Below are 21,287 nucleotides of genomic sequence, written 5' to 3'. Positions count from 1 at the left end.
AGCGATGAAGCGTGTAGGTCTGATCGGTTGGCGTGGCATGGTGGGTTCGGTGCTCATGCAGCGGATGCTGGAAGAGCGGGACTTCGACCTGATCGAGCCGGTGTTCTTCACCACCTCCAACGTCGGTGGCGAAGGTCCGTCCATCGGCAAGGACATCGCCACCCTCAAGGACGCCTACAGCATCGAGGAACTCAAGACCCTCGACGTCATCCTGACCTGCCAGGGCGGCGACTACACCAACGAAGTCTTCCCCAAGCTGCGTGAAGCCGGCTGGCAGGGCTACTGGATCGACGCCGCCTCCAGCCTGCGCATGCAGGACGACGCGGTGATCGTCCTCGACCCGGTGAACCGTCGCGTTATCGACCAGTCGCTGGACGCCGGCGCCAAGAACTACATCGGCGGCAACTGCACCGTCAGCCTGATGCTGATGGCCCTGGGCGGCCTGTTCGAAGCCGGCCTGGTCGAGTGGATGAGCGCCATGACCTACCAGGCCGCCTCCGGCGCCGGCGCGCAGAACATGCGCGAGCTGATCAAGCAGATGGGCGCGATCAACGCCGCCGTGGCCGACGACCTGGCCAACCCGGCCAGCGCCATCCTCGACATCGACCGCAAGGTCGCCGAGGCCATCCGCAGCGAAGCCCTGCCCACCGAGCACTTCGGCGCGCCCCTGGCCGGCAGCCTGATCCCCTGGATCGACAAGGAACTGCCCAACGGCCAGAGCCGCGAGGAGTGGAAGGGCCAGGCCGAGACCAACAAGATCCTCGGCCGCTTCAAGAACCCGATCCCGGTGGACGGCATCTGCGTGCGCATCGGCGCCATGCGCTGCCACAGCCAGGCGCTGACCATCAAGCTGAACAAGGACGTGCCGCTGACCGACATCGAAGGCCTGATCAGCCAGCACAACCCCTGGGTCAAGCTGATCCCCAACCAGCGCGAAGCCAGCATGCGCGAGCTGACCCCCGCCGCCGTCACCGGCACCCTGAGCGTCCCGGTCGGCCGCCTGCGCAAGCTCAACATGGGCTCGCAGTACCTCGGCGCCTTCACCGTCGGCGACCAACTGCTGTGGGGCGCGGCCGAGCCGCTGCGGCGCATGCTGCGCATCCTGCTGGAGCGCTGATCGCAGCCTCCCCGAAGACGCCGGCCCTGTGCCGGCGTCTTGCTTTGTACAGGCGGAAAAAGTCGATCACTCGACAGAACGGCGAAGTCGCCGGCGCCGGTGTCGTTTTCTGTGACGGAGCGCGGGCTGGCGTCTGGCGCCCTGTGATTATCCTCGCTGCCCGGCCCGTTCGGGCCGGCCGGTGGGTTGGGGCCGCCGGGGGAGTCATCGACAGCAGGGGATGGGGATGTTCCGCTTCGCGCACGTATTTCTGGCCGCCGCCGTCGTGGCCGCTTTCCTGCCAGCACGCGCCAGCGCGCTGGAACTGGGGGATATCGCTTCGCAGGCCGCGCTGGGCCAGACGCTGGACGCGCGGATCGAACTGCGCGGCATGGGCGATCTCGGCGCCGATGACCTCAAGGTCAGTCTGGTGCCGCAGCAGGAGGCCGAGCGGCTGGGCATGGAGCCCAACTACGTCTTCCTTTCCGGCTTGCGCTTCACTCCGGAGGTCGGGCGCAACGGCCGCGGGGTGATCCGCGTGCAATCCAGCGGCCCGGTGCGCGAGCCCTACGTCAATTTCGTCCTGCAGGTGGCCTGGCCGCAGGGGCGGGCCATGCGCGAATACACCCTGCTGCTCGACCCGCCGAACTACCAGGCCGTCGCCCAGGCGCCCAGCGCGCCGGTCGTTTCCGCCGCGCCGTCGGCGGCCATCGCGGCGCCGGTGAAGGCGCCCGGCGTTGCCGCACCGGTGCCTTCGGGCAGCCACCGCATCGTCGCCGGCGACACCCTGTGGGCCATCGCCTCCCGCCACCGGCCGGCCGGGGATGCCTCGGTAATGCAGACCATGCGGGCGATCCAGGCGCTGAACCCGCAGGCCTTCATCGACGGCAACGCCAACCTGCCGCGGGTCGGCGCCGTGCTGCGCCTGCCCGACGCCAGCCAGGCCCGTGCCCAGGGGCATGCCGAGGCGGTGAGCCACTTCCAGGCCCAGGAAGCCCGCTGGCGCGAACGCCCCCGCGCACTGGACGCCACCCGCAAGGCGGCGCCCGGCGCCGCGCCTGCCGTGGCGGAGGTGCGCGACCAACTGCGCCTGCAGTCCGGGCAGGCCTCGAAGCAACCCCAGGCGAAGGCCGCCGCGGAACGCCTGGCGCTGCTGCAGGAAGACCTGGACAGCGCGCGCCGCCAGGGCGAGGAGCTGACCAGCCGGATCGGTGACCTGCAGAGCCAGTTGGACAAGCTGAACAAGCTCATCGAACTCAAGGACGCGCAGATCGCCACCCTGGTGGCGCGCCTGGCAGCGCAGTCGCGGCAACAGGCCGCGCCCACCGAGGCTGAGCCGCCGGTCGCCGTGGCGGGCAGCCCAACGCCGCAGGCGGCGCCGGCCGCCGCGCAGGAAGTCGCCCGATAGGGGGAAGGCGAACGGCGATCGACGGGCACGGGCACGATTGCCTGGGCAGGGAAGGGGGCAGTAAAGTGCTGCGTCTTGTTTCCTTCTAGCCCATGGGATTTTCGATGTCCGTCGACGTTGCTGTAGTAGGGGCCACCGGTCTGGTTGGCGAAGCGCTGGTCGAATTGCTGGAAGAGCTGGATTGCCCAGTGGCCGAGCTGCACCTGCTGGCCAGCGGCGAGTCCGCCGGCAAGAGCGTGCCCTTCCGCGGCCGCAACCTGCGGGTGCGCGAGCTGGACGGTTTCTCCTTCGCCCAGGTGAAGCTGGCGCTGTTCGCCACCTCGGCCGAGGTCGCCGGCGAGCACGCCGCGCGCGCCCTGGCCCAGGGTTGCACGGTGATCGACCTGAGCGGCAGCGTGGAAGGCGCCCTGGTGCTGTCGGCGCTGAACCCGGCGCGCCTGGACGAGCTCAGCTTCCCGGCGCTGCTGCGCGTACCCTGCGCCCCGGCTGCCGAGGTGGCCGAAGTGGTCGCCGCCCTGGGCGATTGCGTCGAACTGCAGGAACTGTCGCTGACCGCCTGCCTGTCCGCCTCGCAACTGGGCCGCGAAGGCGTGCAGGAGTTGGCCCGGCAGACCGCCGAGCTGCTCAACGCGCGCCCGGTGGAGCCGCGCCTGGTCGACCGCCAGTACGCCTTCAACCTGCTGGGCCTGGTCGGTGCGGCCGACGCCTCGGGCTACAGCGCCATCGAGCGGCGCCTGAACGCCGAGCTGAACGAACTGCTGCCGCAACTGCAGGGCAGGGTGCAGGCGGACTGCCTGTTGGCCCCGGTGTTCTTCGGCGACGCCCTGAACCTCAACTTGCGCAGCGCCGTGCCGATAGCCTTGTCGGAAGTCCGGGCCGCTCTGGAGGCGGCCGAGGGCATCGAGCTGGTCGAGGACGATTACCCGACGGTGATCGGCGATGCCCTGGGCCAGGATGCCATTCACGTCGGCCGGGTGCGTCAGGGTGCCGCCGGCCCTTGCAACCTCAATTTGTGGATTGCGTCTGATAATGTGCGAAAAGGCCTGGGACTGAATGCTGCGAACCTGGCTGCATTATTGATAAAACACTATCTGTAAAAGATACTTATCGAATATTTGAAGAAGCATTCTAGCTTGGCAATACTGGCTTGGACGGCCCTGGCGGGGGGATATCCCGGCGTTTTCGACGCCGGGCATAGCGGGCGCCAGGTGTTGTTCCGAAACGCTCGAATCCAGAAGAAAGCTGTTAAAACAAGGGATTAGATTATGGTCCGGCTTCGTAAACTGGTGCAGGCAATTGCGGCTGCTTCGGCGTTGACCACCGGCATGGCGCATGCGCTGGGGTTGGGAGACATCCACCTGCACTCGGCGCTGAACCAGCCGCTGAATGCCGATATCGACGTGACGGACGTCCGCGACCTGACGGCCGGCGAGATCATTCCCAAGCTGGCTTCGCCGGAGGACTTCAGCAAGTCCGGCGTCGATCGCAACTTCTTCCTCACCGGGCTCAAGTTCACCGCGGTGGTCCAGCCCAACGGCAAGAGCGTCATCCATGTGACCTCCGACAAGCCGGTGCAGGAGCCCTACCTGAACTTCCTCGTGGAAGTGCTCTGGCCCAGCGGCCGGGTGCTGCGCGAATACACCGTGCTGCTCGACCCGCCGCTGTACTCGCCGCAGGTGGCTGCCGCCGCCGCGCCGCGTGCGCCGGTCGCCGCGCCCGCGCCCATCGCGCGCCAGCCCGTGGCCCCGGCCGCGCCCCGCGCCGTGGAGCCGGCCCCCGCGGCCAGCGCGCCGCGCCAGGCCCGCCTGGACGGTAACGAATACCGCACCGGTTCCCGCGACACCCTGTGGGAAATCGCCTCGCGCGCGCGGCCCGATGGCAGCGTGACCGTCAACCAGACCATGCTGGCCATCCAGGATCTCAACCCCGACGCCTTCATCGACGGCAACATCAACCGCCTGAAGAGCGGCCAGGTGCTGCGCCTGCCCGATGCCGAGCAGATCCGCAGCCGCTCCGCGGGCGAGGCCGACGTGCAGGTGCGCGAGCAGCGCAGCGCCTGGCGCGAAGGCCGCAGCCTGGCCGGTTCCTCCCGCCAGTTGGACGCCACCCGCCGCGCCAATGCCGGCGCGGCGCCCGAGCAGGCCGAGAGCAAGGACAACCTGCGCCTGGTCTCCGGCGAAGCCGGCAAGGCCAAGGGCTCCGACAAGGGCGCGAAGAACGGCAAGGCGCTTTCCGACAAGCTGGCCGTCACCCAGGAAAGCCTGGACAGCACCCGCCGCGAGAACGACGAACTGCAGAGCCGCATGACCGACCTGCAGAGCCAACTGGACAAGCTGCAGAAGCTGATCGAGCTGAAGGACGCGCAACTGGCCAAGTTGCAGGGCGAGCTGGCGACTACGCCGCAGCCCGCCGCGCCGGGCTCCGCGCCCGCGGGACAGCCGCCGGCGCCTGGCGCCGAAGCTCCGGCCGCCCCGGCAGCGGCTCAGCAGCCCGATGCCACGCCTGCCGCCCCCGCTCAACCGGCCGCGCCGGCAGCCGCCAAGCCGGCCGAACCCAAACCGGCGGCGCCCAAGCCCGCTGCACCTGCACCGGCCGCCGAAAACGAGCCGGGGCTGATCGAGGAGCTGCTGGCCAACCCGACGCTGCTGGCCGCCATCGGCGGCAGCCTGGTGCTGGTCCTGCTGCTGGTGCTGCTCCTGCTGCGCCGCCGCGCGGCCCAGGCTGAGGCCGCCAAGGTCGAGCCCGCCGCGGCCGGCCCGAGCGGAACGGACGAGCCGCTGGAACTGGCTGCCGGCGAATTCGACAGCCTGAGCCTGGAAGACGAGGACGCAGCCCCGGCAAGCGCGCCGGCCGCCGGTGAAAAGGTCGCCGCGCAGACCAGCGATCCGCTGGGCGAGGCCGACATCTACATCGCCTACGGCCGCTTCAACCAGGCCGCCGAGCTGCTGCAGGGCGCCATCTACGACGAACCGCAGCGCGCCGACCTGCGCCTGAAGCTGATGGAGGTCCTGGCCGAGATCGGCGACCGCGAAGGCTTCGCCCGCCAGGAAAACGAACTGCGCGAACTGGGCGGCGCCGAACCGCAGGTGGAGCAGCTGAAGTCGCGCTACCCGGGCATGGTCGCGGCGGCTGCCGTGGCCGGCGGCCTGGCCGCGGCCGCAGCCAGCAGCGACGAGCTGGATCACTTCAGCCTCGATGACCTCGACCTGACCCACGACGGCGCTGCGCCCGCCGGCGAACCGGTCGCGCAGGCCGCCGGCGACCTGGACGACGCCTTCGACCTGGGCCTGGACGACCTGCAGCTCGACGACGAGGTGCCGCACGCCGCAGCCGAGCCGCAAGCCAAGGCCGACGAACTGTCGCTGGAAGACTTCGACCTCGAAGACGACCTGCGCCTGGACGAGCCCGCCGCGGTGGCCCAGCCGGCCCAATCGGCGAAGACGGACGACGACTTCGCCTTCGACCTCGACCTGGAAGACGACCTGGCCAAGGCCGCCCCCGCGGCGCCCACGGCCAGCGATGCGCTGGACGATTTCACCCTGGACCTGCCGGACGAGCCGGCGGCCCCCGCGGCCAAGGACGAGGACTTCCTCTTCGACCTGGGCGAGGAGGGCGCCGGGCTCGCCGCGAGCGCCGACGACGACTTCAGCTTCGACCTGGGCGCCGAGAGCGAGCCCGCGGCCAAGCCGGTCGAGGGCCTGGCGGACGACTTCGACCTGTCGCTGCCCGAAGAGGCTCCCCAGGAGCTGCCGGCCGACGACAGCTTCGCGGCCCAGCTGGACCAGGTCAGCGCCGAGCTGGACAAGCTCGCCAGCGACCTCGAGCAGCCGGCCAGTCCGGCGGCGCCGCTGGAGCCCGAGACCGAGCCGTCGCTGGACTCCGCGCTGGACGAGGGCGACATGGACGACGAGTTCGACTTCCTCTCCGGCGCCGACGAGGCCGCGACCAAGCTCGACCTGGCCCGTGCCTACATCGACATGGGCGACGCCGAGGGCGCGCGCGACATCCTCGACGAGGTCATCAGCGAAGGCAGCGACCAGCAACAGCAGGAAGCCCGCGAGCTGCTCGAACGCCTGTCCTGAGCAGGTCGCAGGTAAAGCGATGGCAGCCTTCGGGCTGCCATCGTCGTTTCAGGGCGCGGACATTGCGCGCCTGGCGGCGGCGCGCCGATCGCGGCGCATCGCCCGGGCGCGGCAATCCAGGCAGAATAGCCCGCTGAATTGCCTTTTCGGATGGCCTGAGCAGTTGAACGAGTTCGAGAGCGCGGTGGGCGAGGTCGCCACCGCTGACGTCACCAGGATCGCCCTGGGCGTCGAATACAAGGGCGCGCGCTACCGCGGCTGGCAGCGCCAGGAGGACGGCGTGCCGTCGGTGCAGGGAGCGCTGGAGCGCGCCCTGTCCAAGGTGGCCGCCGAGCCGGTGAGCGTCATGTGCGCCGGCCGCACCGACGCCTCGGTGCACGGCAGTGGCCAGGTGGTGCACTTCGACACCCGCGTCGAGCGGCCGCTGAAGGCCTGGGTGATGGGCAGCAACGCCAACCTGCCGGCGGATATCAGCGTGACCTGGGCCAAGGTCATGCCGGCGGACTTCCATGCGCGTTTCTCGGCCGTGGCGCGGCGTTACCGCTACGTCATCTACAACGACCCGATCCGCCCCGCGCACATGGCCGAGGAAGTCACCTGGAACCACCGGCCGCTGGACGTCGAGCGCATGCGCGCGGCGGCGCAGAAGCTGGTCGGCACCCATGACTTCACCTCGTTCCGCGCCGTGCAGTGCCAGGCCAAGTCGCCGATCAAGACGGTGCACCACCTGCAGGTGCTGGAGCATGGCCGCTTCATCGTGCTGGACGTGCGCGCCAACGCCTTCCTCCACCACATGGTGCGCAACTTCGCCGGGGTGCTTATGACGGTCGGGGCGGGCGAGCGGGAGCCGGAGTGGGTCGACGAGGTGCTGGCGGCGCGCGACCGCCGCGCCGGCGGCGTGACCGCGCACCCCTTCGGGCTCTACCTGGTGCGGGTGGAATACCCGGAAGCCTTCGAGCTGCCGCAGCGCTACCTGGGGCCACATTTCCTTTCATCTTTGCCCGATACGCTCGGCTGACGCTGTCCGGGTCATTTGCTACCATCGACGGATTGCTTTGAAGGAAGGTCGCCGCATCTTGTCCGCCGTTCGCATCAAAATCTGTGGCATTACCCGTGTCGAGGACGCCCTGGCCGCCGCCGAGGCGGGCGCCGACGCCATCGGCATGGTGTTCTACGCCAGGAGCCCGCGCGCGGTCAGCGTGCAGCAGGCGCGCGCCATAGTCGCGGCGCTGCCGCCCTTCGTCACCAGCGTGGGCCTGTTCGTCAATGCCAGCCGCTGCGAGCTGGGGGAAATCCTCGATGCGGTGCCGCTGGACATGCTGCAGTTCCATGGCGACGAGCGCGCCGCGGACTGCGAGGGCTACCACAAGCCGTACCTGAAGGCGCTGCGGGTGAAGGCCGGCGACGACATCGCCGCTCAGGCCGCGCTTTATCCCGGCGCCGCCGGCATCCTGCTGGACACCTACGTCGAGGGCGTTCCCGGTGGAACCGGCGCGGCCTTCGACTGGTCCCTGATTCCCGAAGCCCTGCCGCGCCCGCTGGTGCTGGCCGGCGGCCTGAACGCCGACAACGTCGCCGCGGCGATCCGCCAGGTGCGCCCCTATGCCGTGGACGTCAGCGGAGGGGTGGAGGCGAGCAAGGGAATCAAGGACGCCGAGAAGATCCGCGCCTTCATCCGCCGCTGCCGCGAGGCGGATTCCCGGTGAGGTGCATGTGACGGCAGGCGGTCTGCCACCGTCATTAGGAGCTGTTGACGTTTTGTCACGCGAGCGCCGGCCCCGTGTCGGCCTGGCGAAGGCGCCGCCCAGGGCGCGCCGCGATTTCGAGGGGCCGTGGCCGAGCCACGGCGCCGATGGTGATTTTTTCTGCTCACGGGCAGGCGCAAGGCTTCGGGCCGCTGAGCGCACTGTCCCCGCATTGGAGAACAGAGCATGAGCAACTGGCTGGTAGACAAGCTGATCCCTTCCATCATGCGTTCCGAGGCGAAGAAGAGCTCGGTACCGGAAGGCCTGTGGCACAAGTGCCCGTCCTGCGACGCCGTGCTGTATCGGCCGGAGCTGGAAAAGACCCTGGACGTCTGCCCCAAGTGCGACCACCACATGCGCATTGGCGCGCGCACCCGCCTGGACATCTTCCTCGACGAGGAAGGCCGCGAGGAGCTGGGCGCCGAGCTGGAGCCGGTGGACCGCCTGAAGTTCCGCGACACCAAGAAGTACAAGGACCGCCTGGCCGCCGCGCAGAAGGACACCGGTGAGAAGGACGCGTTGATCGCCATGAGCGGCAAGCTGCAGGGCCTGCCCGTCGTGGCCGCGGCCTTCGAGTTCTCGTTCATGGGCGGTTCCATGGGCTCCATCGTCGGTGAGCGCTTCGTGCGCGCCGCCAACTACGCCCTGGAGCACCGCTGCCCGATGATCTGCTTCTCCGCCTCCGGCGGCGCGCGCATGCAGGAAGCGCTGATCTCGCTGATGCAGATGGCCAAGACCTCCGCCGCCCTGGCGCGCCTGCGCGAGGAAGGCATCCCGTTCATCTCCGTGCTGACCGACCCGGTCTACGGCGGCGTTTCCGCAAGCCTCGCCATGCTCGGCGACGTGATCGTCGGCGAGCCCAAGGCCCTGGTCGGCTTCGCCGGCCCGCGGGTGATCGAGCAGACCGTGCGCGAGAAGCTGCCCGAAGGCTTCCAGCGCAGCGAATTCCTCCTCGAACACGGCGCCATCGACATGATCGTGCACCGCGCGGAAATGCGCGACCGCCTGGCCAAGCTGCTGGCCAAGTTCACCAACACCCCCAGCACCGCCCTCGCAGGATGAGCCAGCGTTCCCTGGCCGACTGGCTCGGCTACCTCGAACAGCTGCATCCCTCGGCCATCGACATGGGCCTGGAGCGCTCCCGCGAGGTGGCCGTCCGCCTCGGCCTGGGGCGCCCGGCGCCGCGCGTGGTGACCGTCACCGGCACTAACGGCAAGGGCTCCACCTGCGCCTTCCTCGCCGAGCTGCTCGGCGAGCAGGGCCTGAAGGTCGGCGTGTACGCCTCGCCGCACCTGCTGCGCTACAACGAGCGCGTGCTCATTCAGGGCCGCGAGGCCAGCGACGAAGCGCTCTGCGAGGCCTTCGCCGCGGTCGAGGCGGCGCGCGGCGAAATCTCCCTGACCTATTTCGAGATGGGCACCCTGGCGGCCTTCTGGCTGTTCGAGCGCGCCGGTCTCGATGCGGTTGTGCTGGAAGTCGGCCTCGGCGGCCGGCTGGACGCGGTGAACCTGGTGGACGCCGACGTCGCCGTGGTCACCAGCATCGGCCTCGACCATGCCGAATGGCTGGGCGACAACCGCGACAGCGTGGCCTTCGAGAAGGCCGGCATCTTCCGCGCCGGCAAGCCGGCCGTGTGCGGCGACCTGGAACCGCCGCAGCCGCTGCTGGACCAGGCCCGCGCCCTGGGCGCGCCGCTGCTGCTGCGCGGCCGCGACTTCGACCTGGCCATCGGCGAGCACGACTGGCACTGGCACGGCCGTGGCGCCGACGGCACCCCGCTGCGCCTGCACCACCTGAGCCTGCTCGACCTGCCCATGGAGAATGCCGCCCTGGCGCTGCAGGTCTATGCGCTGCTGGGCCTGCCTTGGCAGCCCGAGCGCCTGCTCGCGGCCCTGCTGCGGACCCGCGTGAGCGGCCGCCTGGACCGCCGCGAGGCGACCTGGCAGGGGCAGCCGCGCCACCTGCTGCTGGACGTCGGGCACAACCCCCATGCCGCCGACTACCTGGCCCGCCGCCTTGCCGCGCGGCCGCCGCAGGGCCGGCGCCTGGCGGTTTTCGGCCTGCTTTCGGACAAGGATCTGGACGGGGTGCTGGAACCCTTGCTCGGCTTGGTGCAGGATTGGGCGGTCGCCCCCTTGCCCACGCCGCGCTCGCGCCCGGCCGGCGAGCTGGCGGCAGCCTTGCTTGCGCGCGGCGCGCAGGCCAGCGTGCATGACGACATCGCCGCGGCGCTCGAGGCACAGTGCGCGCAGGCGACGGCGGACGACGAGATCCTGGTGTTCGGCTCCTTCTACAGCGTGGCGGATGCCCTGAGCTGGCTGGACGGCAACCAGGACTGACAAGCGGTCAAGAAACGGGGGAGTGGCAATGGCTTTGCTGGATAAGGGGCTCAAGCAGCGGATCGTCGGTGCGCTGGTGTTGCTGGCGCTGGCGGTGATCTTCCTGCCGATGCTGTTCAGCCGCCAGGACGAGGTGCGCCAGGTGACGGTCGACGCCCCGGCGATGCCGAAGACGCCGGCCATGCCTGCGGTGGAAGTGCAGCCGACGCCGGTGCCCGAACCCCAGGCCCCGGTGGCCGAAGCGCCACAGGCCCCCGACGCTCAGCCCCAGGTTCAGGCGCCGGTGCCCAGTCCCGCGCCGACCACTGCGCCTTCCACGCCCATCGCCAGCCTGCCGCAAACGCCGGCCCAGCAGCCCGCCGCCCCGGCGCCGCGCCCAGCCCAGCAACCGGCCACGCCGCCGGCCCAGGCCAGCGCGCCCGCCGCGCCCGCCCAGCGCCTGGATGCCGACAAGCTGGCGGTGAGCTGGTCGGTGCAACTGGCCAGCCTGTCCAACCGCGCCCGTGCCGAGGAACTGCAGAAGAGCCTCCGCAGCCAGGGCTACAACGCCTACGTGCGCAGCTTCGACGGCATGAACCGGGTGTTCGTCGGGCCGGTGATCGAGCGCGCCGAGGCCGACCGCCTGAAGGAGCAGCTGAGCAAGCAGCAGAAGCTCAACGGCTTCGTGGTGCGCTTCCAGCCCGAACGCGGCTGAAACCGGCGAGCGGCTCCCGATGCATCGGGGGCTCCGCTAAACCCCGGGGCTCTGCTAAAATGCGGGGCCTTTTTCGTTTCTGGGCCGCAACGTGGCATTTACCTGGGTCGATTGGACGATGATCGGCATCGTCGTCATTTCCAGCCTGATCAGTCTGAGCCGCGGCTTCGTCAAGGAAGCCCTGTCCCTGCTCACCTGGATTGTCGCGGGTGCGGTCGCCTGGATGTTCGGCGGCGCGCTGGCCGAACGTCTCGCGCCTTACATCCAGCTGCCGTCCGGCCGCGTCATCGCCGCTTGCGCGCTGCTTTTCGTGGTCACCCTGCTGCTGGGGGCGCTGGTCAATTTCCTCATCAGCGAACTGGTCCGGGTGACTGGCATGTCCGGTACCGACCGCGTGCTCGGCATGGCCTTCGGCGGCGCCCGTGGCGTGCTGCTGGTGGTGCTGCTGGTCGGCCTGCTGAGCCTGGCGCCGGTGCAACAGGACCCGTGGTGGCAGCAGTCGGTGCTGCTGCCGCACTTCCTGCTGGTCGCCGACTGGTCGAAGAACATCGTCCTCAACCTGGCCGGGCACTGGTTCGCCAGTGGCCAGCTGGCACCGCCGGTCGGGATGGGGAGTATGCTGCCCAGCCAGTGACGGCTGGGCCAGGGTGGCGCCTAGGCGCCGCCCGACGCCGGCCCCGCCGGGGCGGCGACAATGGATTTTTTAGCCTGTAAACCAACTAGGGGTTGCGTCGCATGTGTGGCATCGTCGGTATCGTGGGCAAGTCGAACGTCAATCAGGCGTTGTATGACGCGCTCACCGTTCTCCAGCATCGCGGCCAGGACGCTGCCGGCATCGTCACCTGTCAGGACGACAGGCTCTACCTGCGCAAGGACAACGGCCTGGTCCGTGACGTCTTCCAGCAGCGCCACATGCAGCGCCTGGTGGGCAAGGCCGGCATCGGCCACGTGCGCTATCCGACCGCCGGCAGCTCCAGCTCCGCCGAGGCCCAGCCGTTCTACGTCAACTCGCCCTACGGCATCACCCTGGCGCACAACGGCAACCTGACCAACGTCGAGCAGTTGGCCAAGGAGATCTACGAATCCGACCTGCGCCACGTCAACACCAACTCCGACTCGGAAGTGCTGCTCAACGTCTTCGCCCATGAGCTGGCGGTGCGCAACAAGCTGCAGCCCACCGAGGAAGACGTCTTCGCCGCGGTGGCCGGCGTGCACGCCCGCTGCGTCGGCGGCTACGCCGTGGTGGCGATGATCACCGGCTACGGCATCGTCGGCTTCCGCGACCCCAACGCGATCCGCCCGATCGTCTTCGGCCAGCGCCACACCGAGAACGGCGTGGAATACATGATCGCCTCGGAAAGCGTGGCCCTGGACGTCCTCGGCTTCACCCTGATCCGCGACCTGGCGCCGGGCGAAGCGGTGTACATCACCGAGGAAGGCAAACTGTTCACCCGCCAGTGCGCGGCCAACCCGAAATACTCGCCGTGCATCTTCGAGCACGTCTACCTGGCCCGTCCGGACTCGCTGATGGACGGCATCTCGGTGTACAAGGCGCGCCTGCGCATGGGCGAGAAGCTGGCCGAGAAGATCCTCCGCGAGCGCCCGGAGCACGACATCGACGTGGTCATCCCGATCCCCGACACCAGCCGCACCTCCGCCCTGGAGCTGGCCAACCGGTTGGGCGTGAAGTTCCGCGAAGGCTTCGTGAAGAACCGCTACATCGGCCGTACCTTCATCATGCCCGGCCAGGCCGCACGCAAGAAGTCGGTGCGCCAGAAGCTCAACGCCATCGAGCTGGAATTCCGCGGCAAGAACGTGATGCTGGTGGACGACTCCATCGTCCGCGGCACCACCAGCAAGCAGATCATCCAGATGGCCCGCGAGGCCGGGGCGAAGAAGGTCTACTTCTGCTCCGCGGCGCCGGCCGTGCGCTACCCCAACGTCTACGGTATCGACATGCCGAGCGCCCACGAACTGATCGCCCATGACCGCAGCACCGAAGAGGTGTGCGAACTGCTCGGCGCCGACTGGCTGGTCTACCAGGACCTGTCGGACCTGATCGACGCGGTCGGCGGCGGCAAGATCAAGATCGAGCACTTCGACTGCGCGGTCTTCGACGGCCAGTACGTGACCGGCGACGTCAACGAAGCCTATCTGAACCGGATCGAGCAGGCGCGCAACGACGCGACCAAGGCCAAGGCCAACGCGGTCAGCGCCATCATCGATCTGTACAACGACTGAAGGAGAGCAGGGGATGGCACAGGAATGGGAAGCCGGTCGCCTGGACAGTGACCTGGAAGGCGCCGCCTTCGACACCCTGGCGGTACGCGCCGGGCAGCAACGCACCCCGGAGGCAGAGCACGGCGAAGCGCTGTTCCCCACCTCCAGCTACGTGTTCCGCAGCGCCGCCGACGCCGCCGCGCGCTTCGCCGGCGAAGTGCCGGGCAACGTCTACTCGCGCTACACCAACCCGACGGTGCGCACCTTCGAGGAGCGCATCGCCGCCCTGGAAGGCGCCGAGCAGGCGGTGGCCACCTCCACCGGCATGTCGGCCATCCTCTCGCTGGTGATGACCCACTGCAGCGCCGGCGACCACGTGCTGGTCTCGCGCAGCGTGTTCGGCTCGACCATCAGCCTGTTCGAGAAGTACTTCAAGCGCTTCGGCGTGCAGGTGGACTACCCGCCGCTGAGCGACCTCAAGGCCTGGGAAGCGGCGATCAAGCCGAACACCAAGCTGCTGTTCGTCGAGTCGCCGTCCAACCCCCTGGCCGAGCTGGTGGACATCGCCGCACTGGCCGAGATCGCCCACGCCCACGGTGCGCTGCTGACGGTGGACAACTGCTTCTGCACCCCGGCGCTGCAGCAGCCGCTGAAGCTCGGCGCGGACGTGGTGATCCACTCGGCGACCAAGTACATCGACGGCCAGGGCCGCAGCATGGGCGGCGTGGTCGCCGGCAGCCGCAAGCTGATGGAAGGCGTGGTCGGCTTCCTGCGCACCGCCGGCCCGACACTGAGCCCGTTCAACGCCTGGATCTTCCTCAAGGGCCTGGAAACCCTGCGCGTGCGCATGCAGGCGCATTGCGCCGCGGCCCAGGACGTGGCCGAGTGGCTGGAACAACAGCCGGGCATCGAGCGCGTCTACTACGCCGGCCTGGCCAGCCACCCGCAGCACGAACTGGCCAAGCTGCAGCAGAAGGGCTTCGGCGCGGTGGTCAGCTTCGAGGTGAAGGGCGACAAGGCCGCGGCCTGGCGCTTCATCGACGCCACCCGGATGATCTCCATCACCACCAACCTGGGTGACACCAAGACCACCATCGCCCACCCGGCGACCACCTCCCACGGCCGCCTGTCGCCGCAGGAGCGCGAGAACGCCGGCATCCGCGACAACCTGATCCGCGTCGCGGTGGGCCTGGAAGACGTCGACGACATCAAGAAGGACCTGGCACGAGGCCTGGCGGCACTGTGAGCGACCTGGCAGCGATCATCGGCAACGGCAAGGTCGCGCTGGTCACCGGCGCGGCGCGGGGCATCGGCCTGGGGATCAGCGCCTGGCTGATCGCCGAGGGCTGGCAGGTGGTGCTGGTCGACCAGGACCGCGAGCGCGGCGCCAAGGTCGCCGAGGCGCTGGGCGACAAGGCCTGGTTCATCGCCCTGGACGTGTCCCAGGAAAGCCAGGTGGCGCAGACCGTGGCCGAGGTGCTCGGGCAGTTCGGCCGCCTCGACGCCCTGGTGTGCAACGCGGCCATCGCCCGCCCGGGCGTCACGTCGCTGGAGAGCCTGACGCTCAACGAGTGGAACCGCACCCTGGCGGTGAACCTCAGCGGCCCCATGCTGCTGGCCAAGCACTGCGCGCCCTACCTGCGGGCGCACCAGGGCAGCATCGTCAACATCGCCTCGACCCGCGCGCACCAGTCCGAGCGCAGCTCCGAAGCCTACGCGGCGAGCAAGGGCGGCATCCTCGCCCTGACCCACGCGCTGGCCATGAGCCTGGGCCCGGAAATCCGCGTCAACGCGGTCAGCCCCGGCTGGATAGACGCCCGCGACCTCCACGAGCGCCAGGCGGCGCCGCTCACCGAGCTGGACCACGACCAGCACCCGGTCGGCCGCGTCGGCACGGTGGAAGATGTCGCCGCGCTGGTGGCCTGGCTGCTGGGCGACAACGCCGGCTTCGTCACCGGCCAGGAGTTCGTCGTCGACGGCGGCATGACGCGCAAGATGATCTATCTCGACTGAGGTCGGGGGCTCCGTGACCGTCTCCGAAGCGCGCCTGGGATCGAGGTCAAACGGCGGATAACGCCGTAGGCGTTATGCGCCCTACGCCAAGGTCGAGCCTGGCGTAGGGCGAATAACCGTTCGCGGTTATCCGCCGTTTCACAGAGCTTATGCCCGGCGTCGCGGTCGGGCTCGAAGCGCCCGGAAAGCAGTGCTCCGTGACCGTCCCCGAAGCGCGCCTGGAATCGAGGTCAAACGGCGGATAACGCCGTAGGCGTTATGCGCCCTACGCCAAGGTCGAGACTGGCGTAGGGCGAATAACCGTTCGCGGTTATCCGCCGTTACACCAGACCCATGCCCGGCGTCGCGGTCGGGCTCGACGCACCCGGAAAGCGGATGCTCGGAGCGGCGCGCTACACCCGGCCCCAAAGGCAGCCAGCTTCCCGCGCTCCTCCAAAGCACGAAATTTCAAAAAAAATCCAATCAGGGCATTGACTTAGGAAATGCCGCCGGTAGAATGCGCCCCACTTCGAGACGAAGGGTGATTAGCTCAGCTGGGAGAGCATCTGCCTTACAAGCAGAGGGTCGGCGGTTCGATCCCGTCATCACCCACCATCTCGCAAGTTACGCGCAGCGGTAGTTCAGTCGGTTAGAATACCGGCCTGTCACGCCGGGGGTCGCGGGTTCGAGTCCCGTCCGCTGCGCCATCTTCCCCCTCCTGGAGTTCACCACCCCGAACTCGCCGCCACGTAGAGTCAAGGCTCCGTAGCGACAGGCAGGATGGAAGGCCGTAACACCCTTGGACGCAAGTCCAGCCGACGCGCAGCGGTAGTTCAGTCGGTTAGAATACCGGCCTGTCACGCCGGGGGTCGCGGGTTCGAGTCCCGTCCGCTGCGCCATTTTCCAAGCCCTCAGGCAGCCATGCCTGGGGGCTTTTTCATTGCGCCGGGAAAAGTCCTCGGTCATGTGCGCTTCATCCGCGCCGTCTAGGCTGCATCCATGACCTTGTCGAACGCGATGGGAGGCAGCCATGGACGACTACCAGGAAGAACTGCTCGAAGAGCACCGCGCCGAGTGCGATCCGCCGGAGCCGGCGGACGACGCCACCGAGATGTGATCAGCCGGCCTGCCGCTGCGCGCGGCGGTATTCCCCCGGCGGCTGGCCGCTCCAGCGCTTGAAGGCGCGCTGGAAGGCCTCGGCCGAGGCGAAGCCGAGCAGGTAGGCGATCTCGCCGAAGGCCAGGTCGGTGTCGCGGATGTAGATCATCGCCAGGTCGCGGCGCGTCTCGTTGAGGATGCTGCGGAACTGGGTGCCTTCCTCGGCCAGCTTGCGGCGCAGCGTCCAGGTCGGCAGCTTGAGGCGCGCGGCGACCTCCTCCAGGTCCGGCTCGCGGCCGTTGAGCAGCGGCCCCAGCAGTTGTACCACGCGCTCGCGCAGGGTGCGCGTGCGGGTGCGCAGCTCCAGTTCCTTCTCGCAGATTTCCTGCATCTGCCGCCAGGTGCTGGGGCAGTGCTCGCGGTTGCCCAGGGCCAGGCTGGCCTGGTCCAGGCGCAGGCGGTTGGCGCCGGCGGCGAACTCCACCGGGCAGCCGAAGAATTCCTCGTAGCGGGCCGCGTAGTCCGGCGCCGGGTACTCGATCTCCACCCGGAGCGGGCGCAGCGGCTGCCCGGCGATGCGCGCCAGGTAGCTGAGCCAGCCGGCCAGCACCGAATCCACCACGAAGCGGTTGTAGGCATTGTACGGGCTGATGGAATAGAAGCTCAGCCAGGCGCCGCCGGCGTCCTCGGCCAGGCTGGAGCGGCCGCGGTAATTCTGCGCGTAGAGCGGTTCGAAGCGGATCAGCGCGCGGCTGGCGGCGCGCAGGTCGGGGGCCAGGGCGGCTGTGACGCCGGGCAGGCCGAGTTGCTGGATGCGGCTGAACTGGCCCATGCGCAGGCCCAGGGCGGGGTCGCCGCTGAGCTGGATGGCCGCGTGGCCCAGGCGCATGTAGCGCGGGATCGACAGGCGCCCGCCGGGTTCGGCGAAGCGCGCCGCGTCCAGCCCGTACTGCAGCAGCAGCGGCTGCGCCGGCACGCCGCGGTCTTCCAGGGCGTCGGCCAGGCCGTGGACGAAGCCTATGGAGAGGTCGCCCAGCCGCATGCCCGGTTGCTTCATGGTCACAGCCAGAGGTTGATCAGGCGCGCGCCGGGGCCGTCTTCGGCGAGCTGCTGGCCGCCTCGGTCGACCACCAGACCGGGGCCGGAGCTGCCCAGGTCCCACAGCTGCCCGCGGAGGAACACCGCGATGCCGGCCTGGGCGCCGCTGGCGGCCAGGCGCCCGCCGAGGGCCAGCTGTTGCCAGGCCTGGCCTTCGCTCAGCTCACCGGGCTTGAGCTGCACGTCGGAAGGCGTGCGCGCGCCGTTGTAGCCGCGCCAGGGCTGCTGCCACTGGCCGTTGCCGGTGAGGAAGGCGGGCACCGCCAGCAGCTCGACCTTTTCCGAGGCCAGCACCGCGTAGTTGATCGGGTACCAGCTGTCGGCGCAGATCAGCACGCCCAGGCGCCCGGCCGGGGTGTCCAGCACCTGCAGGTTGTCGCTGTGGCCGGCGCGGATGAAGGGCTTCTCGTCGTCGATGGGGAAGACCTTGCGCTGCGGCTGGCCCAGCGGCTTGCCGTCGCTGCCGAACACCAGGCTGGCGTTGTACAGGCTGCCGTTGCCGGTGACCAGCACGCCGTCCTCCACCTTGGGGTTGGGCAGGACGATGGAGCCGGCTACCAGGGTGACGCCGAACTGCCGGGCCAGGCCGCCGAACAGCGTCTGGTAGTCGTGGGCCATGTCCACCGCCTTCATGCGGAACAGGGCGTCGGTGAAGCGGTCGCGGCCTTTGGCGATGAGCCAGCCGCGGGCCAGCTTCACCGGGTTGCTGACGGCCATCCACTGCATGGCCTCGGCCAGGTGCCGGGCCTGGTAGACCTCGGGCTTCTCGCCGGCGGCCACCAGCCAGGTGCCAATGTGCTCGGGGAACACCACCACCGTGCGCGGGCCGAGCAGGCCCTCGCTGCGGGCCTTCTCCAGGTAGGCCGCAAGCTTCAGGCGCAGGCGCTCGACGTTCTGGTAGTCGGGGGCGTAGAGCTCGGGCTGCACGCCCAGCAGGTTGCCGCGTTCGGAAGGCGCGCCCTGGTTGAGCACCACCTGGCTGCGCAGGTCGGACAGGTAGTGGCCCACCGGGCGGCGCTCGGCCCAGCCGGCGTAGGCGGCGAAGAGGGTGACCAGGATAAGGAATGTCAGCTTGCGCATGCGGGGCTCCGGGACTGGCCGTCAGGGTAGGGGAGCGGCGCCGGCTTGCCAAGCGGTGCTGTCATCTTCGATCAGTAAGTTGTCATTTCCGGTCATTGAGCGCGCCCGGGGCGCTGCTTAGAGTCTGCCCCATACCGACCGTGGCCCGTCCGAGGCCCCGGCACCATGCCCGATGTGGAGGAATCATGACCGCCGCCCGCTACCCGCACCTGCTCGCGCCCCTGGACCTGGGCTTCACCACCCTGCGCAACCGCACCCTGATGGGCTCGATGCACACCGGCCTGGAAGAGAAGCCCAACGGCTTCGAACGCATGGCCGCCTATTTCGCCGAGCGCGCCCGCGGCGGCGTCGGCCTGATGGTCACCGGCGGCATCGGCCCGAACGAGGAAGGCGGCGTGTACGCCGGCGCGGCCAAGCTGACCACCGCCGAGGAGGCCGAGAAGCACAAGGTCGTCACCCAGGCGGTGCACGAGGCCGGCGGCAAGATCTGCATGCAGATCCTCCACGCCGGGCGCTATGCCTACAGCCCGAAATCCGTGGCGCCCAGCGCCATCCAGGCGCCGATCAACCCGTTCAAGCCGCGCGAGCTGGACGAGGAGGGCATCCAGAAGCAGATCCAGGACTTCGTCACCTGCTCGGCCCTGGCCCAGCAGGCCGGCTACGACGGCGTCGAGATCATGGGTTCGGAAGGCTACTTCATCAACCAGTTCCTGGTCGCCCACACCAACCAGCGCACCGACCGCTGGGGCGGCAGCTACGAGAACCGCATGCGCCTGCCGGTGGAGATCGTCCGCCGCGTGCGCGAGGCGGTGGGGCCGAACTTCATCATCATCTACCGCCTGTCGATGCTCGACCTGGTGGAAGGCGGCAGTACCTGGGACGAGATCGTCCTGCTGGCCAAGGCCATCGAGCAGGCCGGCGCCACCCTGATCAACACCGGCATCGGCTGGCACGAGGCGCGCATCCCGACCATCGCCACCAAGGTGCCGCGCGCGGCCTTCACCAAGGTCACCGCCAAGCTGCGCGGCGAGGTGGGCATCCCGCTGGTCACCACCAACCGCATCAACACCCCGGAAGTGGCCGAGCAGGTGCTGGCCGAGGGCGACGCCGACATGGTCTCCATGGCCCGGCCGTTCCTCGCCGACCCGGACTTCGTCAACAAGGCCGCCGAAGGCCGCGCGGACGAGATCAACACCTGCATCGGCTGCAACCAGGCCTGCCTGGACCATACCTTCGGCGGCAAGCTGACCAGTTGCCTGGTCAACCCGCGCGCCTGCCACGAGACCGAGCTGAACTACATCCCCACCACCCACGTGAAGAAGGTCGCCGTGGTCGGCGCCGGCCCGGCCGGCCTGGCCGCCGCCACCGTGGCCGCCGAGCGTGGCCACCAAGTGACGCTGTTCGACGCCGCCGGCGAGATCGGCGGACAGTTCAACGTGGCCAAACGCGTGCCGGGCAAGGAAGAGTTCTACGAGACCCTGCGCTACTTCAAGCGCAAGCTGGAGACCACCGGCGTCGACCTGCGCCTGAACACTCGCGTGTCGGTCGACGACCTGGCCAAGGGCGGCTTCGACGAGATCCTCCTGGCCACCGGCATCGTCCCGCGCACCCCGGCCATCCCCGGCATCGACAGCCCGAAGGTGATCAGCTACCTGGACGCCATCCTCGAGCGCAAGCCGGTGGGGCAGAAGGTGGCGGTGATCGGCGCCGGCGGCATCGGCTTCGACGTCTCCGAGTACGTCACCCATGACGGCGAATCCACCAGCCTGGATCGCCACGCCTTCTGGAAGGAGTGGGGCATCGACGAGAACCTGGAAGCCCGCGGCGGCGTCGCCGGCATCCAGCCGCACCCGCATGCCGCGGCGCGCCAGGTGTTCCTGTTGCAGCGCAAGAAGTCCAAGGTCGGCGACGGCCTGGGCAAGACCACCGGCTGGATTCACCGCACCGGGCTGAAGAACAAGCGGGTGCAGATGCTCAACAGCGTGGAGTACCTCAAGGTCGACGACGCCGGGCTGCACATCCGCATCGCCGAGGGCGAGCCGCAGGTGCTGCCGGTGGACACCGTGATCGTCTGCGCCGGCCAGGAGCCGCTGCGCGAGCTGCATGACGGCCTGGTCGCCGCCGGGCAGAAGGTGCACCTGATCGGCGGCGCCGACGTGGCCGCCGAACTGGATGCCAAGCGCGCCATCAACCAGGGCTCGCGCCTGGCTGCCGAGCTCTGATCCGCTGTCCTTGCCGCCCGGATGTACCGTCCGGGCGGCAAAGGGCGGAGCCCGTCACAGTTTTCTGTCTGTCGTACGTCGCCTTCTTACAGCCAGCCGAGTGACTGCCAACCCAGTCACATCGCCTGCGTCACTATTTCCCCTAGACTTGCCCCGGCAGCGGTGCGTTCGAAGCCCGGCTGCCGGCCCCTCTGCGGGCCCAACCCTGTTCGC

At 69.2% G+C, this 21,287-nt stretch carries 16 protein-coding genes and 3 tRNA genes; 17 read left to right on the top strand and 2 right to left on the bottom strand.

What is annotated here, in order from left to right:
* Positions 1 to 4 precede the first annotated feature (4 nt).
* The 16 genes from asd (at position 5) to PM1_RS21550 (ending at position 16,475) form a co-directional block, all read left to right on the top strand.
* Complete coding sequence (asd, locus tag PM1_RS21625; RefSeq protein ID WP_009621046.1) at positions 5 to 1,117, top strand: aspartate-semialdehyde dehydrogenase; 1,113 nt, start codon at positions 5 to 7, stop codon at positions 1,115 to 1,117.
* Between the two features lie 226 nt (positions 1,118 to 1,343).
* A complete protein-coding gene (locus PM1_RS21620) occupies positions 1,344 to 2,504 on the top strand; it encodes a type IV pilus assembly protein FimV (RefSeq protein ID WP_024128266.1) in 1,161 nt (386 codons plus the stop codon).
* A 104-nt stretch (positions 2,505 to 2,608) separates the two neighbouring features.
* Positions 2,609 to 3,601 (top strand): aspartate-semialdehyde dehydrogenase, encoded by a 993-nt coding sequence (locus PM1_RS21615; RefSeq protein ID WP_009621050.1) that lies wholly within the window; start codon positions 2,609 to 2,611, stop codon positions 3,599 to 3,601.
* 168 nt (positions 3,602 to 3,769) lie between these two features.
* Positions 3,770 to 6,586 carry a motility protein gene (locus tag PM1_RS21610; RefSeq protein ID WP_009621052.1) on the top strand — a complete coding sequence of 939 codons (2,817 nt, stop codon included), beginning with the start codon at positions 3,770 to 3,772 and terminating at the stop codon, positions 6,584 to 6,586.
* Between the two features lie 19 nt (positions 6,587 to 6,605).
* Positions 6,606 to 7,604, top strand: a complete 999-nt coding sequence (gene truA / locus PM1_RS21605; protein WP_009621054.1) for a tRNA pseudouridine(38-40) synthase TruA — start codon at positions 6,606 to 6,608, stop codon at positions 7,602 to 7,604.
* A 58-nt stretch (positions 7,605 to 7,662) separates the two neighbouring features.
* Entirely contained in the window at positions 7,663 to 8,292 is a 630-nt protein-coding gene (locus PM1_RS21600; RefSeq protein WP_009621056.1) for a phosphoribosylanthranilate isomerase, read from the top strand.
* A gap of 225 nt (positions 8,293 to 8,517) precedes the next feature.
* On the top strand, positions 8,518 to 9,393 hold the full coding sequence (gene accD, locus PM1_RS21595) for an acetyl-CoA carboxylase, carboxyltransferase subunit beta (RefSeq protein ID WP_009621059.1): 876 nt from the start codon (positions 8,518 to 8,520) through the stop codon (positions 9,391 to 9,393).
* The gene (folC, locus tag PM1_RS21590; RefSeq protein WP_009621062.1) at positions 9,390 to 10,670 is read left to right on the top strand and encodes a bifunctional tetrahydrofolate synthase/dihydrofolate synthase; all 1,281 of its coding nucleotides are present in this window, start codon (positions 9,390 to 9,392) and stop codon (positions 10,668 to 10,670) included. Before accD ends, folC begins: the two co-directional genes overlap by 4 nt.
* A gap of 28 nt (positions 10,671 to 10,698) precedes the next feature.
* Entirely contained in the window at positions 10,699 to 11,364 is a 666-nt protein-coding gene (locus tag PM1_RS21585; RefSeq protein ID WP_009621064.1) for an SPOR domain-containing protein, read from the top strand.
* A gap of 91 nt (positions 11,365 to 11,455) precedes the next feature.
* The gene (locus PM1_RS21580; RefSeq protein WP_024128269.1) at positions 11,456 to 11,998 is read left to right on the top strand and encodes a CvpA family protein; all 543 of its coding nucleotides are present in this window, start codon (positions 11,456 to 11,458) and stop codon (positions 11,996 to 11,998) included.
* Positions 11,999 to 12,099: 101 nt separating this feature from the next.
* A complete protein-coding gene (purF, locus tag PM1_RS21575; protein ID WP_009621067.1) occupies positions 12,100 to 13,605 on the top strand; it encodes an amidophosphoribosyltransferase in 1,506 nt (501 codons plus the stop codon).
* Between the two features lie 13 nt (positions 13,606 to 13,618).
* Complete coding sequence (locus PM1_RS21570) at positions 13,619 to 14,830, top strand: O-succinylhomoserine sulfhydrylase (protein ID WP_009621069.1); 1,212 nt, start codon at positions 13,619 to 13,621, stop codon at positions 14,828 to 14,830.
* Between the two features lie 5 nt (positions 14,831 to 14,835).
* Positions 14,836 to 15,597 carry an SDR family oxidoreductase gene (locus PM1_RS21565; protein ID WP_134163509.1) on the top strand — a complete coding sequence of 254 codons (762 nt, stop codon included), beginning with the start codon at positions 14,836 to 14,838 and terminating at the stop codon, positions 15,595 to 15,597.
* A 518-nt stretch (positions 15,598 to 16,115) separates the two neighbouring features.
* Positions 16,116 to 16,191, top strand: a tRNA-Val gene (locus tag PM1_RS21560).
* A gap of 15 nt (positions 16,192 to 16,206) precedes the next feature.
* Positions 16,207 to 16,283, top strand: a tRNA-Asp gene (locus PM1_RS21555).
* Positions 16,284 to 16,398: 115 nt separating this feature from the next.
* Positions 16,399 to 16,475 (top strand) — tRNA-Asp (locus tag PM1_RS21550).
* 218 nt (positions 16,476 to 16,693) lie between these two features.
* Here PM1_RS21550 and PM1_RS21545 read toward each other — a convergent pair.
* Both PM1_RS21545 and PM1_RS21540 read right to left on the bottom strand, forming a co-directional pair.
* Positions 16,694 to 17,731: an AraC family transcriptional regulator gene (locus PM1_RS21545; RefSeq protein WP_009621073.1), complete on the bottom strand. Its 1,038-nt coding sequence runs from the start codon at positions 17,729 to 17,731 to the stop codon at positions 16,694 to 16,696.
* Positions 17,732 to 17,733: 2 nt separating this feature from the next.
* Positions 17,734 to 18,852 (bottom strand): carbon-nitrogen hydrolase family protein, encoded by a 1,119-nt coding sequence (locus PM1_RS21540; RefSeq protein WP_009621074.1) that lies wholly within the window; start codon positions 18,850 to 18,852, stop codon positions 17,734 to 17,736.
* 185 nt (positions 18,853 to 19,037) lie between these two features.
* On the opposite strand from PM1_RS21540, the gene PM1_RS21535 reads away from it, so the two are divergent.
* Positions 19,038 to 21,074 (top strand): NADPH-dependent 2,4-dienoyl-CoA reductase, encoded by a 2,037-nt coding sequence (locus PM1_RS21535; protein ID WP_009621077.1) that lies wholly within the window; start codon positions 19,038 to 19,040, stop codon positions 21,072 to 21,074.
* Positions 21,075 to 21,287: the final 213 nt, after the last annotated feature.

It is taken from the genome of Pseudomonas sp. M1 (genome assembly GCF_022760135.1).
GTDB lineage: Bacteria > Pseudomonadota > Gammaproteobacteria > Pseudomonadales > Pseudomonadaceae > Pseudomonas > Pseudomonas citronellolis.
The sequence above is the reverse complement of the archived record's forward strand: the minus strand, read 5'-3'. Positions and strand labels throughout refer to the sequence as shown.

Bases quoted from the DNA above. Each gene is read 5' to 3' on its own strand.
- asd (WP_009621046.1), top strand. From the start codon at position 5: ATGAAGCGTGTAGGTCTGATCGGTTGGCGTGGCATGGTGGGTTCGGTG.
- PM1_RS21620 (WP_024128266.1), top strand. From the start codon at position 1,344: ATGTTCCGCTTCGCGCACGTATTTCTGGCCGCCGCCGTCGTGGCCGCT.
- PM1_RS21615 (WP_009621050.1), top strand. From the start codon at position 2,609: ATGTCCGTCGACGTTGCTGTAGTAGGGGCCACCGGTCTGGTTGGCGAA.
- PM1_RS21610 (WP_009621052.1), top strand. From the start codon at position 3,770: ATGGTCCGGCTTCGTAAACTGGTGCAGGCAATTGCGGCTGCTTCGGCG.
- truA (WP_009621054.1), top strand. From the start codon at position 6,606: ATGGCAGCCTTCGGGCTGCCATCGTCGTTTCAGGGCGCGGACATTGCG.
- accD (WP_009621059.1), top strand. From the start codon at position 8,518: ATGAGCAACTGGCTGGTAGACAAGCTGATCCCTTCCATCATGCGTTCC.
- folC (WP_009621062.1), top strand. From the start codon at position 9,390: ATGAGCCAGCGTTCCCTGGCCGACTGGCTCGGCTACCTCGAACAGCTG.
- PM1_RS21585 (WP_009621064.1), top strand. From the start codon at position 10,699: ATGGCTTTGCTGGATAAGGGGCTCAAGCAGCGGATCGTCGGTGCGCTG.
- purF (WP_009621067.1), top strand. From the start codon at position 12,100: ATGTGTGGCATCGTCGGTATCGTGGGCAAGTCGAACGTCAATCAGGCG.
- PM1_RS21570 (WP_009621069.1), top strand. From the start codon at position 13,619: ATGGCACAGGAATGGGAAGCCGGTCGCCTGGACAGTGACCTGGAAGGC.
- PM1_RS21545 (WP_009621073.1), bottom strand. From the start codon at position 17,731: ATGAAGCAACCGGGCATGCGGCTGGGCGACCTCTCCATAGGCTTCGTC.
- PM1_RS21540 (WP_009621074.1), bottom strand. From the start codon at position 18,852: ATGCGCAAGCTGACATTCCTTATCCTGGTCACCCTCTTCGCCGCCTAC.
- PM1_RS21535 (WP_009621077.1), top strand. From the start codon at position 19,038: ATGACCGCCGCCCGCTACCCGCACCTGCTCGCGCCCCTGGACCTGGGC.